Origin of the sequence: Blautia sp. 1001283B150304_161114_C9 (assembly GCF_015668165.1) — a bacterium.
GTDB lineage: Bacteria > Bacillota > Clostridia > Lachnospirales > Lachnospiraceae > Blautia_A > Blautia_A wexlerae.
In genome coordinates this window covers 106,928-123,472 of record NZ_JADPGO010000001.1, presented here as the reverse complement: position 1 = coordinate 123,472, position 16,545 = coordinate 106,928, and the positions used below count along the sequence as shown (strand labels likewise).

15 protein-coding genes are annotated in these 16,545 nt (G+C 42.1%); all 15 read left to right on the top strand.

Translation table 11 applies throughout. The features are described from left to right. Positions 1 to 42 precede the first annotated feature (42 nt). Positions 43 to 1,098: a histidinol-phosphate transaminase gene (gene hisC, locus I4V44_RS00535; RefSeq protein WP_118408289.1), complete on the top strand. Its 1,056-nt coding sequence runs from the start codon at positions 43 to 45 to the stop codon at positions 1,096 to 1,098. A 15-nt stretch (positions 1,099 to 1,113) separates the two neighbouring features. Next, positions 1,114 to 1,614 (top strand): COG2426 family protein, encoded by a 501-nt coding sequence (locus I4V44_RS00530; protein WP_008706441.1) that lies wholly within the window; start codon positions 1,114 to 1,116, stop codon positions 1,612 to 1,614. Between the two features lie 438 nt (positions 1,615 to 2,052). Next, positions 2,053 to 3,450 (top strand): transcription termination factor Rho, encoded by a 1,398-nt coding sequence (gene rho / locus I4V44_RS00525; protein WP_055149491.1) that lies wholly within the window; start codon positions 2,053 to 2,055, stop codon positions 3,448 to 3,450. A 188-nt stretch (positions 3,451 to 3,638) separates the two neighbouring features. Beyond that, positions 3,639 to 3,842, top strand: coding sequence for a 50S ribosomal protein L31 (gene rpmE / locus I4V44_RS00520; RefSeq protein WP_020993628.1), 204 nt, complete (start codon positions 3,639 to 3,641; stop codon positions 3,840 to 3,842). A gap of 73 nt (positions 3,843 to 3,915) precedes the next feature. Next, on the top strand, positions 3,916 to 4,884 hold the full coding sequence (locus I4V44_RS00515) for a DUF1385 domain-containing protein (protein WP_022380506.1): 969 nt from the start codon (positions 3,916 to 3,918) through the stop codon (positions 4,882 to 4,884). After that, a complete protein-coding gene (prmC, locus tag I4V44_RS00510) occupies positions 4,881 to 5,846 on the top strand; it encodes a peptide chain release factor N(5)-glutamine methyltransferase (RefSeq protein ID WP_118571197.1) in 966 nt (321 codons plus the stop codon). Before I4V44_RS00515 ends, prmC begins: the two co-directional genes overlap by 4 nt. Beyond that, positions 5,839 to 6,915, top strand: a complete 1,077-nt coding sequence (gene prfA, locus I4V44_RS00505) for a peptide chain release factor 1 (RefSeq protein ID WP_008706449.1) — start codon at positions 5,839 to 5,841, stop codon at positions 6,913 to 6,915. Before prmC ends, prfA begins: the two co-directional genes overlap by 8 nt. A gap of 80 nt (positions 6,916 to 6,995) precedes the next feature. Further along, a complete protein-coding gene (locus tag I4V44_RS00500) occupies positions 6,996 to 7,913 on the top strand; it encodes a nucleotidyltransferase family protein (protein ID WP_118408293.1) in 918 nt (305 codons plus the stop codon). Between the two features lie 131 nt (positions 7,914 to 8,044). Then, positions 8,045 to 9,391: a phosphoglucosamine mutase gene (glmM, locus tag I4V44_RS00495; RefSeq protein WP_196002137.1), complete on the top strand. Its 1,347-nt coding sequence runs from the start codon at positions 8,045 to 8,047 to the stop codon at positions 9,389 to 9,391. Between the two features lie 20 nt (positions 9,392 to 9,411). Next, a complete protein-coding gene (locus tag I4V44_RS00490; RefSeq protein WP_196002136.1) occupies positions 9,412 to 10,461 on the top strand; it encodes a tetratricopeptide repeat protein in 1,050 nt (349 codons plus the stop codon). Between the two features lie 24 nt (positions 10,462 to 10,485). Beyond that, positions 10,486 to 11,721 (top strand): GTPase HflX, encoded by a 1,236-nt coding sequence (hflX, locus tag I4V44_RS00485; RefSeq protein ID WP_025579229.1) that lies wholly within the window; start codon positions 10,486 to 10,488, stop codon positions 11,719 to 11,721. 216 nt (positions 11,722 to 11,937) lie between these two features. Next, positions 11,938 to 14,316 (top strand): ribonucleoside triphosphate reductase, encoded by a 2,379-nt coding sequence (locus tag I4V44_RS00480; RefSeq protein WP_008706456.1) that lies wholly within the window; start codon positions 11,938 to 11,940, stop codon positions 14,314 to 14,316. A gap of 34 nt (positions 14,317 to 14,350) precedes the next feature. Continuing rightward, positions 14,351 to 14,779, top strand: coding sequence for an ACT domain-containing protein (locus tag I4V44_RS00475; protein ID WP_022380500.1), 429 nt, complete (start codon positions 14,351 to 14,353; stop codon positions 14,777 to 14,779). A 165-nt stretch (positions 14,780 to 14,944) separates the two neighbouring features. Continuing rightward, positions 14,945 to 15,379, top strand: a complete 435-nt coding sequence (locus I4V44_RS00470; protein WP_008706458.1) for an RrF2 family transcriptional regulator — start codon at positions 14,945 to 14,947, stop codon at positions 15,377 to 15,379. Between the two features lie 91 nt (positions 15,380 to 15,470). Next, positions 15,471 to 16,400, top strand: coding sequence for a cysteine synthase A (cysK, locus tag I4V44_RS00465; protein WP_008706459.1), 930 nt, complete (start codon positions 15,471 to 15,473; stop codon positions 16,398 to 16,400). The last annotated feature ends 145 nt before the right edge of the window (positions 16,401 to 16,545 follow it).

The window sequence follows — 16,545 nt, the reverse complement described above, 5'->3', positions numbered from 1 at the left end:
CGAAAGTGAAAAACAATAAAAAACATGAAAGGGATCAGATAAATGAGCAGATGGGAAGAAAATATACGTAAAGTAATACCATATACACCAGGCGAGCAGCCCAATCAGCCGGATATGATCAAGCTGAATACCAACGAGAATCCGTATCCGCCGGCACCTGGAGTGGAGAAGGCGTTGAGGGAGATGGATACAGATACTATGAGACTTTATCCGGATCCTACAGCAGGAGAACTGGTACATGCCATTGCAAAGAATTACGGGCTGAAGGATGAACAGGTTTTTGTGGGAGTAGGTTCCGATGATGTGCTTGCCATGAGTTTCCTTACATTCTTTAATTCACAGAAGCCGGTTCTTTTTCCGGATATCACATATTCTTTTTATGATGTATGGGCAGACCTGTTTCGCATTCCATATGAGAGACCGGCACTGGATGAGAACTTTCATATAAGGAAGGAAGATTATTTCAGAGAAAACGGAGGAATTGTATTCCCGAATCCGAATGCGCCGACAGGTGTGGAGATGCCGCTGGAGGAAGTGGAGGATATTATCCGCCATAATCCTGATGTGATTGTGATCGTGGACGAGGCTTATGTGGATTTTGGTGGTCAGTCGGCGCTTCCATTGATTGAAAAATATGACAACCTTCTGGTCGTACAGACATTTTCCAAGTCGCGTTCTATGGCTGGGATGAGAATTGGTTTTGCGTGTGGAAATGAGAAACTGATCAGATTCCTGAATGATGTGAAGTATTCTTTTAATTCTTATACTATGGACCGTACAGCGATTGCTGCAGGTGTGGCGGCAGTTGAAGATAAAGCATATTTTGATGAGACATGTAATAAAATCATAGAGACAAGAGAATGGACAAAGAAAGAATTGAAGGCACTGGGATTCTCTTTTCAGGATTCTATGTCTAACTTTATTTTTGCTACGCATAAAACCTGCCATGCGAAAGAACTTTTTGAGGCATTGAGAGGGCAGCATATTTATGTTCGTTACTTCCAGAAGGACCGAATTGACAATTTTCTTCGTATCACTGTTGGAACAAAGGAAGAAATGCAGAAATTTATTGATTTTTTGAAGGATTATCTGAAGTAAAAGTTAGGAGGTTTTATGGAAGCACTGGTACATTGGTTCTCGCAGAATCTGTCACAATATATTTCACCGGAAGGGGCAGTTTTTATTATTTCAATGATTCCGCTTTTGGAACTCAGGGGAGGATTGCTTGCAGCATCCTTACTTAAGATATCGGCTGCAAAGGCAATTCCACTGTGTATTGTTGGAAATATTATTCCTATTCCGTTTATTCTGTTGTTTATCAGACAGATTTTCAAGGTTTTAAAAAAGACGAAACTCTTTCGGGGACTTGTTATGAAATTGGAAGACAGGGCAATGAGAAAAAGTGATCAGGTAAAGAAATATGAGTTTTGGGGACTGATGCTGTTTGTGGGAATTCCACTTCCGGGAACAGGGGCATGGACAGGATCTCTGATTGCATCTCTTCTGGAAATTGATATTAAGAAGTCCTCTCTGGCAATTTTTTGTGGCATTATTATGGCAACTGTCATTATGTATATTGTTTCTTATGGATTAGTGGGAAATCTGGTACATTAATTGTCTTCTTAAATAAGTGTTATTAATATCTGATTTACCGGAAATCCGGGGACATATTTTATGTCTCCGGATTTCTGCTTTTATGTCGATAATATCAGTTTTATGACGTATAAAACAGCTTGCCAATAATAAAGATTTGGAATAATATGGTATTGTCAATTATGAAGAAGATGTGCTAAGATAAATATAAAGATACCGGTGTGCAGACAGGATTACTACAGGAATTAACTTGTCGACACAGGAGCAGGAGTATAATTTTCCTGCGATATGCATTGCTGCAGATCTGATATTCGTGTCACTTCAGACAGATTATCCCACTAACTGTTACAGGAAAAGTTAATAAAGAATAAATTGCTCAGATACATAGGAAATCAGAAAAACAAAAATAAAAATAATTATCAATATTAACAATCAAAACAAAAAGCAGAGGATTATTTTATGAGAGAAAAGTATGAATCATTATCACTGGCAACTTTAAAGGATTTGGCAAAAGCCAGAGGATTAAAAGGGGTTTCAGCATTGAGAAAACCGGAATTGATCGAGAGAATGCTTCACGAAGATGAACTGGAAGGTGAGACAAAAAAACAGGAAACAGTCCGGGAGAAACCGCAGCAGAGTGAAGTGGAAGGTAACGGAGAGAGAATCCCCCAGTATAACAAAACACCGGAACGTACACAGTATCATGCCCCGGCAGAGGCAGTACAGCTTGACAGTGGAGAGAGAGCAGACGGAATCCTTGAGGTACTTCCCGATGGATATGGGTTTATCCGATGTGAAAATTATCTTCCGGGGGAAAATGATATTTATGTATCACCTTCTCAGATACGCAGATTTAACCTGAAAACAGGTGATATTATTAAGGGGAATATCCGTATCAAAACACAGGGAGAGAAATTCAGTGCCCTGCTATATGTGACCTCTATCAACGGATTCCATCCCAGTGAAGGGCAGAGACGACATAATTTTGAAGATATGACACCGATTTTTCCAAATGAGAGACTGATAATGGAAAGACCGGGCGGCACAGTTGCCATGAGGATCGTAGATCTGATCAGCCCTATCGGTAAAGGACAGAGAGGAATGATCGTATCTCCTCCGAAAGCTGGTAAGACAACTTTGCTGAAAGATGTGGCAAAGTCTATTCTGAGAAACAATCCGGACATGCATCTGATCATTCTTCTGATCGATGAGCGTCCTGAGGAGGTTACAGATATCAGGGAGGCCATCTGTGGCGATAATGTGGAAGTCATTTATTCTACATTTGATGAGCTTCCGGAACATCATAAACGTGTGTCTGAAATGGTAATAGAACGTGCACGTCGTCTGGTGGAACATAAAAAAGACGTTACAATTCTTCTTGATTCTATTACAAGACTGGCAAGGGCATACAACCTGATTATACCGCCCAGCGGACGAACTCTTTCCGGTGGTCTGGATCCGGCGGCTCTTCATATGCCGAAACGTTTCTTTGGTGCGGCCAGAAATATGAGAGAGGGCGGAAGCCTTACTATTCTTGCTACAGCGCTTGTGGATACGGGAAGTAAAATGGATGATGTAATTTATGAAGAATTTAAGGGAACCGGTAATATGGAACTGGTGCTTGACCGAAAACTGCAGGAAAAGCGGGTATTCCCTGCAATTGATATCCAGAAATCCGGTACAAGAAGAGAGGATCTGCTGCTGAGTAAAGAAGAACAGGAAGCGGTTTACATTATGCGAAAAGCCCTCAATGGAATGAAGTCAGAAGATGCGGTAGAACAGATCCTGAATATGTTTACCCGTACGAAAAATAATGCTGAATTTGTGCAGACTGTAAAAAAACAGAAGTTTATCTGAAACGTTGTAAAAAAACAGTTACTGTTCGCTCCGTTCTCAGTAACAAAAATATTAAATAAATTTTAAAATAAATTTTAAAATAACTTGCATTCCATGGGACGATATGTTATACTCATAAAGCTGTTTAATAGTAAATTCGTCAAATGAATACGAATAGAAAATAGAATCTTTACAGAGAGGTGAAAATCATGAGAGAAGGAATCCATCCTAATTATTATCAGGCAACTGTAACCTGCAACTGTGGTAACACATTCGTAACAGGATCTACAAAACAGGACATCCACGTAGAAATCTGCTCTAAATGTCATCCATTCTATACAGGTCAGCAGAAAGCAGCTCAGGCTCGTGGACGTATCGATAAGTTTAATAAGAAATACGGCCTGAACAAATAATCAGAATATAGTAAGAATTGAGAAGGTTGAGGTTGGGAAATCTCAGCCTTTCTTGTTTCTTTGGGAGAAAATAATGAAATCATCGAACATCGGCGGTCAGGCTGTAATGGAAGGCATTATGATGCGCCATAAGGATAAATATTCCATTGCTGTCCGCAGACCGGACAATGAGATTGAATTAAAAGTAGAAGATTACAAATGTGTATTCGGAAATGCAAAATTTCTCAAATATCCACTGATCCGAGGTGTGGTAAGCTTCGTGGATTCTCTGGTGGTCGGCACAAAATGTCTGATGTATTCAGCGGAGATCGCAGGGGACGAGGAGGACGAAGAGGATAAGCAGAAGAATGCTGCTCTTTCAGAAGAGGAGCTTGCTGCAAAAAAGGCAAAAGAAGATAAGCAGTTCAAATGGCTGTTATATGTGACAGTTGCTGTCTCGATCGTGGTATCAGTTGCCGCCTTTATGTTGCTGCCATACGCCCTTGCAAGTCTTTGCAGAAGGGTTGGCGCTTCGGAATTTGCAGTTACAATAGTTGAGGCATTTGTAAAGCTTGCATTGTTTATGGGATATATGCTTCTGATTTCCAGAATGAAGGATATTCAGAGAACATTTATGTATCATGGAGCAGAGCATAAGTGCATTAACTGTGTGGAACATGGACTGCCGCTTACGGTGGATAATGTTCTTGCAAGCTCCAGACTGCATAAGAGATGTGGAACCAGTTTTCTGTTTTTGGTTATGCTGGTCAGCATTTTTCTGCATTTTATTTTTGTATTGGTTCCATTTTACTGGGTGAGACTGTTTGGAAGACTTCTTATGGTGCCGGTTGTAGCAGGAATATCTTTTGAGATTATTCAGTGGGCTGGAAGATCAGACAGCAAACTTGCTGACTTTTTCAGTAAACCGGGTCTGGCAATGCAGAAACTTACAACTAAGGAACCGACAGCAGATATGGCAGAGGTTGCGATCAGGGCTGTAGAGGCGGTTTTTGACTGGAAAGCATATCTGAAGGAAGAATTTGGAGTTGAAGCAGAACAATGAACGGAGAAACTCTGACAGGATTATTAAAAAAAGGACAGATGATCCTTGCACAGGCGGGGATTAAGGAAGCCGGGCTGGATGCCTGGCTTCTCCTGGAATATGTCACAGGAAAAAGCCGGGCGTATTATTTTGCATACGGAGAAGAAAGTGTCACAGAAAGTGCTGCTGAAAGATATCTGGAACTGATCAGCAGACGTGCGGGACACATACCGCTGCAGCATCTGACGCATCAGGCTTTTTTTATGGGGCATGAATTTTATGTGGATAAGAATGTACTGATACCCAGACAGGATACGGAAACACTTGTGGAGTCCGCTCTTGAATGCATGAAAGCTGTGAAAAATCCATATATTCTTGATATGTGTACAGGATCCGGCTGTATTCTTATCAGTATTCTGAAGGAGAGAGCTGATGCACACGGAACAGGCGTGGATCTGTCAGATGAGGCACTGAAAGTGGCTGTGCGGAATGCACGGACACTGGAAGTGGCAGAGCATGCGGAATTCGTACAGAGTAATCTGTTTTCTGAAATGCAGAACATTGTGTACGGAACAGAGTATATGAAAAGGACTGCTGTAAAAGATACTGTAAAAATGACAGAATGCGAAAATAGTAATAGAAATTATAGCAGAGCTTATGATATGATTATATCAAATCCGCCATATATTCCTACGGCGGAAATTGAAGATCTTATGGATGAAGTAAAATTGCATGATCCGCGTATGGCGCTGGATGGTATGGAAGATGGACTTTATTTTTACAGGGCTATCACGAAACAGGCACAGGATCATCTTGTTCCGGGTGGCTGGCTTTTATATGAAATCGGATGCAGCCAGGGAGAAGATGTGGCAGCTCTTTTGCGGAAATATAAATTTGAAGATATTGAGATAAGGCAGGATCTGGCCGGGTTGGACCGGGTGGTTCTGGGGCGAAAGAAATTACAGGAGGATAAATATGTTTGATAAATTAGACGATCTGCTCATTCGTTTTGAAGAGGTGCTTAATGAGCTTGGAGAGCCGGGAGTTACCGATAATCAGGAACATTTTCAGAAGCTGATGAAAGAGCAGAGCGATCTGCAGCCGATAGTAGATGCTTACCGGGAGTATAAGAAAAACAAAGAAACGATACAGGACAGTCTTTCCATGCTTGAGGAAGAGAAAGATGAAGATATGCGGGAAATGCTGAAGGAAGAACTGTCTGAGGCAAAGAAGAATGTAGAGGAACTGGAGCATGAACTTAAGATCCTTCTTCTTCCGAAAGATCCTAATGATAACAAGAACGTTATTGTGGAGATCCGTGCAGGTGCAGGTGGGGATGAAGCTGCCCTTTTTGCAGCAGAGATTTACCGTATGTATGTGAAATATGCAGAATCCCGCCGCTGGAAAACAGAAATGATGAGTCTCAATGAGAACGGAATCGGCGGATTTAAGGAAGTAACATTTATGATCACAGGTGCAGGTGCTTATTCCAGACTGAAATATGAAAGTGGTGTACATCGTGTACAGCGAGTTCCGGAAACAGAATCCGGCGGACGTATCCATACCTCTACCTGTACAGTTGCTATTATGCCGGAAGCAGAGGAAATCGATTTCCATCTGGATATGAATGACTGTAAATTCGATGTGTTCCGTGCATCCGGAAACGGCGGACAGTGTGTCAATACAACAGACTCTGCTGTGCGACTGACACATATTCCTACCGGAATCGTAATTTCCTGCCAGGATGAGAAGTCACAGCTTAAGAATAAAGATAAAGCACTGAAAGTTCTTCGCTCCCGTCTGTATGAGATGGAGCTTGCCAAACAGCATGATGCTGAGGCTGAGGCAAGAAGAAGCCAGATTGGAACGGGTGACCGTTCAGAGAAGATCAGAACTTATAATTTTCCACAGGGCCGTGTGACAGACCACAGAATCAAGCTGACACTGCACAGACTGGAGAATGTTCTGAACGGGGATCTGGATGAGATCATTGACAGTCTGATCGCAGCAGATCAGGCAGCAAAATTAAGTAATCTTCAGGATGCGGAATAGAATATTGCGGAGAGGGTATGTGACAGAATATGACTGAAAAAGTATTGATATGAGAGAAGAATGTCAGGAGGAAAATATTTATGCAGAAAACAGCACTTGTAATTATGGCGGCAGGAATCGGAAGTCGTTTTGGAGAAGGAATCAAGCAGCTTGCACCGGTGGGACCATGTGGAGAGATTATTATGGATTATTCCATCCACGATGCGCTGGAAGCCGGATTTAACAAAGTAGTGTTTATTATCCGTAAAGATCTGGAAGAAGAGTTTCGCAGAGTGATCGGCGAGCGTATTGAGAAAATTACGGAAGTAGAATATGTATTCCAGGAGCTTGATGATCTGCCGGAAGGATTTACGAAACCGGCTGACCGCACGAAACCATGGGGAACCGGACAGGCTGTACTTGCTGCAAAGAAGGTTCTGGATGAGCCGTTTATTGTTATCAATGCAGATGATTATTATGGAAAAGAAGCTTATGTGAAGGTGCATGATTATCTTGTGCAGGAACAGCCAAAGGACGGAAAACTCCATATCTGTATGGCAGGCTTCAGACTTGGAAATACATTAAGCGATAATGGAAGTGTTACCAGAGGAATCTGCAATATTGAGAATGGACAGCTTACAGGTGTGACAGAGACGCATGATATATTTAAGACTGCCACAGGTGCTGAGTCAAGAAATGCAGACGGAAGTGTGCAGGAACTGGATGTAAAGGATCTGGTGTCCATGAATATGTGGGGACTGACACCGGACTTTATGGAGATCCTTGAGAAAGGATTTGCAGAATTTCTCAGTGGACTCGCACCGGAAGATACAAAAAAGGAATATCTGCTTCCGGAGTTAGTTGACCATCTGATCAAAAATGAAAGTGCTGAAGTTGATGTCCTGGAGACAAAGGATACATGGTTTGGTGTAACTTATCAGGAAGATAAAGAAACAGTAATGAGCGCATTTAAAAATCTTACAGAAGCGGGTATATATCCTCAGGGACTTTATCAATAAGTTAAGCAGATATCCGCAGCTTTCGCAGGAAACACGCCTGATCTGATTAAAAGCAGTTTTGGGTGTGATCCGGGAAATACAGTATGCAGTGCAGAAACAGAGGATATTGTAAAAAGTAAAGGAGAGCAATTATGGGAAAATATTTTGGAACAGATGGATTTCGTGGAGAAGCAAATGTTAAACTGACAGTAGATCATGCATTTAAGGTGGGTCGTTATGTAGGATGGTATTACGGAAGAAACCATAAAGCTAAGATTGTTATTGGAAAAGATACAAGAAGAAGTAGTTATATGTTTGAATATGCACTTGTTGCAGGTCTGACAGCGTCCGGTGCAGATGCATATCTTCTTCATGTAACGACGACTCCAAGTGTTTCCTATGCAGTACGTACAGAGGATTTTGACTGTGGTATTATGATCTCCGCAAGCCATAATCCATTCTATGATAATGGTATCAAACTTCTCAATGGAAACGGACAGAAGATTGAAGCGGAAGTAGAAGCAAGGATTGAAGCATATCTGGATGGCCTGATCGAGGATCTTCCTCTGGCAACTAAAGAAGATATTGGACGCACTGTGGATTTTGCTTCAGGAAGGAATCGTTATATCGGACATCTGATCTCTATTCCAAGCAGGGATTTCAAAGGCATTAAAGTAGGGCTTGACTGTGCAAACGGAAGTTCTTCAGCTATTGCAAAGAGTGTATTTGAGGCACTTCAGGCAAAGACTTATGTGATCAATAACCAGCCGGATGGTACAAATATCAATACAAACTGTGGCTCTACCCATATTGAAGTCCTGCAGAAATATGTTGTGGACAATGGGTTGGATATCGGTTTTGCTTATGATGGTGATGCAGATCGCTGTATTGCTGTTGACCATAAGGGAAATGTGGTCGACGGTGATAAGATTATGTATGTATGTGGAAAATATCTCAAGGAGCAGGGCAGATTAAAAGATGATACAGTAGTAACCACCGTTATGTCAAATCTCGGTCTGTATAAATCTCTGGAGAGAGAGGATATGAAATATGAGCAGACAGCAGTAGGAGATAAATATGTGGCAGAGAATATGATGGAGAATGGATACAGTCTTGGCGGTGAGCAGTCCGGACATATTATTTTCAGCCGTTACGCTGCAACAGGTGATGGAATCCTTACTTCTCTCATGGTAATGGAAGCGTGTGTAGAGAAGAAAGCAACTCTGTGTGATCTGGCAAAGGAAATGAAGGTTTATCCACAGCTTCTCAGAAATGTCCGGGTGGCAGACAAGAAGACTGCGAGAGAGAATCCGAAGGTAGTTGCTGCTGTAGAGGAAGTTGCAAAGAAACTGGGAAGTGATGGGCGTATTCTGGTACGCGAGAGTGGCACAGAGCCATTGATTCGTGTTATGGTAGAAGCCGGAACAGATGAACTCTGCCTTGAGAATGTTGATCATGTAGTAAAGGTAATGGAATCCGAAGGATTGCTCATTGACTGATTTACTGGCAAAGGAATTACATGTATAATAGAAAAAAAAGATTATTTCTGACTGCTGTCTGCTTAAGCCTTGGATTTCTGACAGGCTGCAATGTGGGAGATACGAAGAATTATAAACAGGCTGCACAGGATCTGGAACAGGGAAATTATGAGGCAGCACTTGAAGAATACGAGACAGCAATTTCTGAAGGAGTGAAGCCTGCACAGTCGTACAGAGGTGCAGGTGTAGCGAAACTCAAGCTTGGAAACTATGAAGAAGCCATAACATATTTCAATGATGCGCTTAAATGTGACAAAGTTGGTAAAGCATTAAAAAAAGATATTCTGTCGTATAGAGCTGTGGCTTATCTCAAAGTAAAGGATTATGAGGCAGCGCTGGAAGACTGCCAGACTCTGGCAGAAAACTATAAAATGGATGCGGATCTGTACTTCCTTACGGGAGAAACAGCATTGGCCATGGATTCCTATGAGGAAGCTTCTGCTAATTTTGAACAGGCCTACGGCGAAGATGCAACTTATGACAGAGCTATCCAGATCTACGGGGCATATCTGAACAGGGATATGGAAGCAGACGGAACCCGTTATCTGGAAGCTGCTTTGTCAGGAACTGCAAAAAATGCAGAGGATCATTGTGACCGCGGCAGAGTTTATTATTATATGGATGATTATGAAAATGCTGAAAGTGAACTGAAACAGGCCATAGACGGCGATAATACGGAGGCACTGGTTCTGCTTGGTATGGTATATATGGATAAAGGAGACAGCGCAAATGCAAAAGCAATGTTTCAGCAGTATGTATCACAGGCAGAAAACGGAGCCAAAGGATTTAACGGACTTGCACTGTGTGATATAGAGGATGGGGATTATGACAGTGCCCTTTCTGATATAGAAAGCGGAATCCATGAGGCAGGAGCGGAGGATATGCAGAGTCTGCTGTTTAATGAGATCGTAGTCTATGAGAAGAAACTGGATTTTCAGACTGCTTTACAGAAAGCACAGGAATATCTGGAATTATACCCGGAAGATAAAACTGTTAAGAAGGAACTTGCATTTCTTAAAACGCGTGTGTAATATCCATCTGACTGAGGAGAATTTATGGAAGAATTTGGAAAGCTTGAAGAACGGGTGGTTCTTGTGGGAGTGCAGACGGATGATCATGATAATGTGGAAGAATCCCTGGATGAACTGAAGGAGCTTGCATCAACTGCGGGAGCTGTTACAGTGGGAAGAATCATTCAGAATCGTGAGTCTGTGCATCCCGGAACTTATATTGGAAAAGGAAAGATAGAGGAAGTACGTGCACTGGTATATGCTATGGATGCAACCGGAATTATCTGTGATGACGAACTTTCTCCTGCACAGCTGAATAATCTGGAGCGGGAACTGGACTGTAAGGTGATGGACAGGACATTATTGATTCTGGACATTTTTGCAGCGAGAGCTATAACCAGTGAGGGTAAAATACAGGTAGAGCTTGCACAGCTTCGCTACAGATCTGCCCGTCTGGTCGGTCTCAGGGAATCTCTTTCCCGTCTGGGAGGTGGAATCGGAACCAGAGGTCCGGGAGAGAAAAAGCTGGAGACAGACCGTCGTCTTATCCGTACAAGGATCTCTGCTTTGAAGCAAGAATTATCTCAGGTGGAGAAACACAGGGAACTGATCCGTTCCAGCCGGGCCAGAGGCAATATGAAGACTGCTGCGATCGTAGGATATACAAATGCGGGAAAATCTACGCTGCTGAACACACTGACAGGCTCAGAGGTTTTATCAGAGGATAAACTGTTTGCTACACTGGATCCAACTACCAGACTTTTAAATTTGAAGGACGGACAGCAGATTCTTCTCACAGATACGGTTGGATTTATCCATAAGCTTCCGCATCATCTGGTCGAAGCATTCAAGAGCACATTGGAAGAGGCCAAATATGCAGATTATATTATCCATGTGGTAGATTCTTCCAATCCGCAGGCAGAGATGCAGATGCATGTGGTATATGAGACATTAAAAGAACTGGGAGTGATGGGAAAGAAGATCATTACACTCTTTAATAAGCAGGATGCACCGGGGGCATGCGTACTGCGAGATTTTAAATCGGACTATACGCTGAAGGTCTCTGCAAAGACAGGCGAGGGTCTTGCAGATCTGAATGATCTTCTGGAGAAGCTTCTTGCTGAAGAACAGATTTATGTGGAGCGCCTTTTCCCTTATCAGGAAGCAGGAAAAATCCAGCTGATCCGCGAATATGGGCAGCTTATCTCAGAGGAATACACAGAGGAAGGGATTGCTGTGAAGGCAAGGGTGCCGAAAGAAATCTACGCCAGAGTTGTATAAAAAAATATTTTGAAAAATAAGAAAATACCATATATTGTGCCTTTTACGAAAACGAGGAACATTATGTGGTATTTTTGCGTGTTGACGAACCGGTGATACTCTGATACAATGAACCTACAGTGTTACTCAGAGCAAAGTGGACAGTAACGACAGAAATATCTCCGGTAAGAATATGCAGGAGAAAAAGATTAACAAGAGAAAATGGGGGCATTAGATATGTTTCAGGTAGTAAAACGTGATGGCGAAGTGGATGAGTTTAAAATAGGCAAGATCACAGCGGCTATCCATAAAGCCTTTGATGCAAAAGAGAAAAATTATAGCGAAGAGATGATTGATCTCTTAGGGCTGCGTGTTACTTCTGATTTTCAGAAAAAGATTACAGATAATAAGATTACAGTAGAAGAAATTCAGGACAGTGTGGAGAATGTGCTGATCCAGGCCGGATATGCAGATGTGGCAAAAGCCTACATTCTTTACCGCAAGCAGAGGGAAAAGGTTCGCAACATGAAGTCAACGATCCTGGATTACAAAGAAATCGTAAACAGTTATGTGAAGGTTGAGGACTGGCGTGTAAAGGAGAACTCCACAGTTACTTATTCAGTTGGAGGTCTGATCTTAAGCAACTCCGGTGCAGTTACTGCAAATTACTGGCTGTCTGAGATTTATGACAATGAAATCGCAGATGCACACAGAAATGCAGATATTCATATTCATGACTTGTCCATGCTGACCGGATATTGTGCAGGATGGTCACTGAAACAGCTGATCCAGGAGGGACTTGGCGGTATTGAAGGCAAGATCACATCTTCACCTGCAAAGCATCTGAGTGTTCTCTGCAATCAGATGGTAAACTTTCTTGGGATTATGCAGAATGAATGGGCCGGAGCGCAGGCTTTCTCATCCTTTGATACTTATCTGGCACCTTTTGTCAAGGCAGATAATTTAAGCTATCCGGAAGTGAAGAAATGTATTGAGTCTTTTATTTATGGAGTCAATACTCCAAGCAGATGGGGAACACAGGCACCTTTCTCCAACATTACGCTGGACTGGACAGTACCGGATGATCTTGCAGAGCTTCCGGCTATCGTAGGCGGAAAGAATATGGATTTCAAGTACAAAGACTGCAAAAAAGAGATGGATATGATCAATAAGGCATTTATTGAGACCATGATCGAGGGGGATGCCAACGGACGCGGGTTCCAGTATCCTATTCCGACCTATTCCATAACAAATGAGTTTGACTGGTCTGATACAGAGAATAACCGCCTTCTTTTTGAGATGACATCCAAATATGGAACACCGTATTTCTCAAACTATATTAACAGTGATATGAAACCAAGTGATATCCGCAGTATGTGCTGCCGTCTGCGTCTGGATCTGAGAGAACTCCGCAAGAAGAGCGGTGGTTTCTTCGGATCAGGAGAGAGTACCGGTTCTGTGGGGGTAGTAACTATAAATATGCCGCGTATCGCATATCTTTCCAAGACACCGGAAGAGTTTTACAATCGTCTGGATCGCTTAATGGATATTTCCGCACGTTCTCTGCATATTAAACGTGAAGTAATTGGTAAGCTGCTGGATGAGGGATTATATCCTTATACAAAGAGATATCTTGGAAGCTTTTCCAATCATTTCTCTACCATTGGACTGGTGGGAATGAACGAGGTTGGTCTGAATGCCCGCTGGCTGGGAAAAGATATGTCTGATGAGCGTACGCAGAGGTTTACAAAAGAAGTTCTTCTTCATATGCGGGAACGTCTGTCCGATTATCAGGAGAAGTACGAAGGAGAACTGTTTAATCTTGAGGCAACTCCTGCTGAATCTACTGCCTATCGTCTGGCCAAACACGACAGAAAACGCTGGCCGGATATTAAGACTGCAGGCAAGGAAGGGGATACTCCTTATTATACAAACAGTTCTCATCTTCCGGTTGAATATACCACAGATATTTTTGATGCACTGGATATTCAGGATGATCTGCAGACGCTTTATACATCAGGTACTGTATTCCATGCATTTATCGGTGAGAAGCTTCCTGACTGGAAAGCAGCAGCAGCACTGGTACGTAAGATCGCAGAGAATTATAAACTGCCGTATTATACGATTTCGCCGACCTATTCTGTATGTAAGGAACATGGCTACATCAGCGGAGAGCATTTCACTTGTCCGAAATGTGGTAAGAAGGCGGAGGTTTACAGTCGTATCACAGGATATTACAGACCTGTACAGAACTGGAATGACGGTAAAGCACAGGAGTATAAGAACCGTACGCTTTATGATGTGATGCATTCAGATATCAGAAAAATACAGCCGGTTCATGCCAGTGTAGTTACTGTGACTAAGGATGATGTGAAGATAGAACCTGTGGCATCACATAAATACCTGTTTACAACCAGTACCTGTCCGAACTGCAGAGTGGCGAAGAAGATACTGGAAGGCAGGGAGTTCGAGATTATTGATGCGGAGAAGAATCCGGAGATGGTGAAGGAGTTTGGAATTATGCAGGCTCCGACTCTGGTGATCACAGACGGTGAGCATATGACGAAATATGTAAATACATCCAATATTAAGAAATATGTGGATGAGGGATTATAAAGATACTGAGAGAGTTGACCGGAGGATAAAAGAGATGATCAAACAGAATGTTGTATTTGTGGAAAATAAAGCAGGAAGTCTGAAAAGAGTGACAGGGATACTTGCAGATAACGGGATTAATATTTATGGATTTGCATGCTTCGATGCACCGGAGTTTGCAATCTTCCGTATGATCTGCAACGATCCGGATAAAGCGGAAATTGTTTTAAACAGGAGTGGATATATGAATCGTATTACACAGGCGATCGTAGTTGATATGAAAGATCAGGTAGGCGGTCTGGATGAACTCCTGAAAGTAGCATCAGACAGTAATGTAAGTCTTGACTATATTTATACTTCTTTCCACAGAAAAGATCTCAGACCTGTAGTAATTCTTCAGACGGAGGATGGCGCAGTGACAGAATGCATTCTTAAGAATAATGGATTTAATGTATTTACTTCAGTAGAAGAACTGGAGAAATAATACTGTATAAGACAGTGAGAGAATCACAGGACTGGGGATGGTTCTGTGATTTTTTGTATATTCATATAGGAAAGTTGAATATATCTTGACTATATGAATAGGAATACTATATAATAAAAGAAAACAATGATAATCCGACGAAAGTTAATCAGGAGGTTTTGAAAAATGCAGATTTCTACAAAAGGAAGATATGCTCTGAGACTTATGCTTGATCTTGCAGTTCATAATACAGGAGAACTGGTCAAGATCAAAGATATTTCTGCAAGGGAAAATATTTCAGAAAAATATCTGGAACAGATTATTTCATCATTAAAGAAGGCGGGATATGTAAAGAGCCTGAGAGGGGCACAGGGCGGTTATATGCTTGCCAGAGAGCCGGAAACATATACGGTGGGAACTATTCTGAGACTGACAGAAGGCAGCATGAAGCCGGTAGCCTGCCTGGAGGACGAACCGAATCAGTGCAGCAGAGCCGGGGAATGCGTCACACTCCGTCTCTGGAAGATGCTTGATGAAGCTATTGAGGGAGTACTGGATAAGGTTACATTGCAGGATCTTAAAGACTGGTATGAAGAGATGGGAAATGATTATGTAATTTGATTTTCCCTCTTGACAACAGTGGATTTATAGAATATTATGTATATAACATATAATTCATATATACTTAGTATGAAATAAGGAGGACGAACTCATGGCAAAAATCTATAAAAATGCAGCGGAACTGGTTGGAAATACTCCTCTCCTTGAGGTTGGAAATCTTGAAAAAGAGCTTGGGCTGGAAGCGAGAATACTTGTGAAGCTTGAGTATTTTAACCCGGCAGGAAGTGCCAAAGACCGTATCGCCCTGAGTATGATCGAAGACGCTGAAGAGAGAGGCGTTCTGAAGCCTGGCGCAGTGATCATCGAGCCTACATCAGGTAACACCGGAATCGGTCTTGCTTCTCTTGCTGCAATCAAAGGATACAGAGTGATACTTACGATGCCTGAGACAATGAGTGTTGAGAGAAGGAATATTCTGAAAGCATACGGTGCAGAAATCGTATTGACAGATGGAACAAAAGGTATGAATGGCGCAATCGCCAAAGCAAACGAACTTGCGAAGGAATATGAGAACAGTTTTATTCCGGGACAGTTTGATAATCCTGCAAATCCTGCGATCCACAAAAGGACCACAGGTCCGGAAATCTGGAGAGACACAGACGGACAGGTAGATGTTTTTGTGGCAGGTGTTGGTACAGGCGGAACGATCACCGGTGTTGGTGAATATCTGAAATCCCAGAATCCTGACGTGAAAGTAGTGGCAGTAGAGCCTGCAACTTCCCCTGTACTTTCTCAGGGAAAGAGCGGTCCGCATAAGATTCAGGGAATCGGTGCGGGATTTGTTCCGAAGGCATTAAATACAGAGGTTTATGATGAGGTTTTTCCGGTTGAGAATGAGGATGCTTTTACAGTTGGCAAGCTGATCGCCAAACATGAGGGAATTCTTGTTGGTATTTCTTCCGGTGCGGCTCTCTATGCGGCAATCCAGCTGGCTAAGAGACCGGAGAATAAAGGAAAAACAATCGTAGCTCTTCTTCCGGATTCCGGTGACCGTTACTATTCTACTCCATTATTTGTGTAAAATGAAAAAAGCCCTTTTTAGGGCTTTTTTTATTTTACATAAATGTGTTAGAATAGATATACTGTACAAATGATTTTTATGTAACTGTTCAGTATTTTGCAGAACAGCTATCATAACATAAATAAAATTATCATAAACAATAATA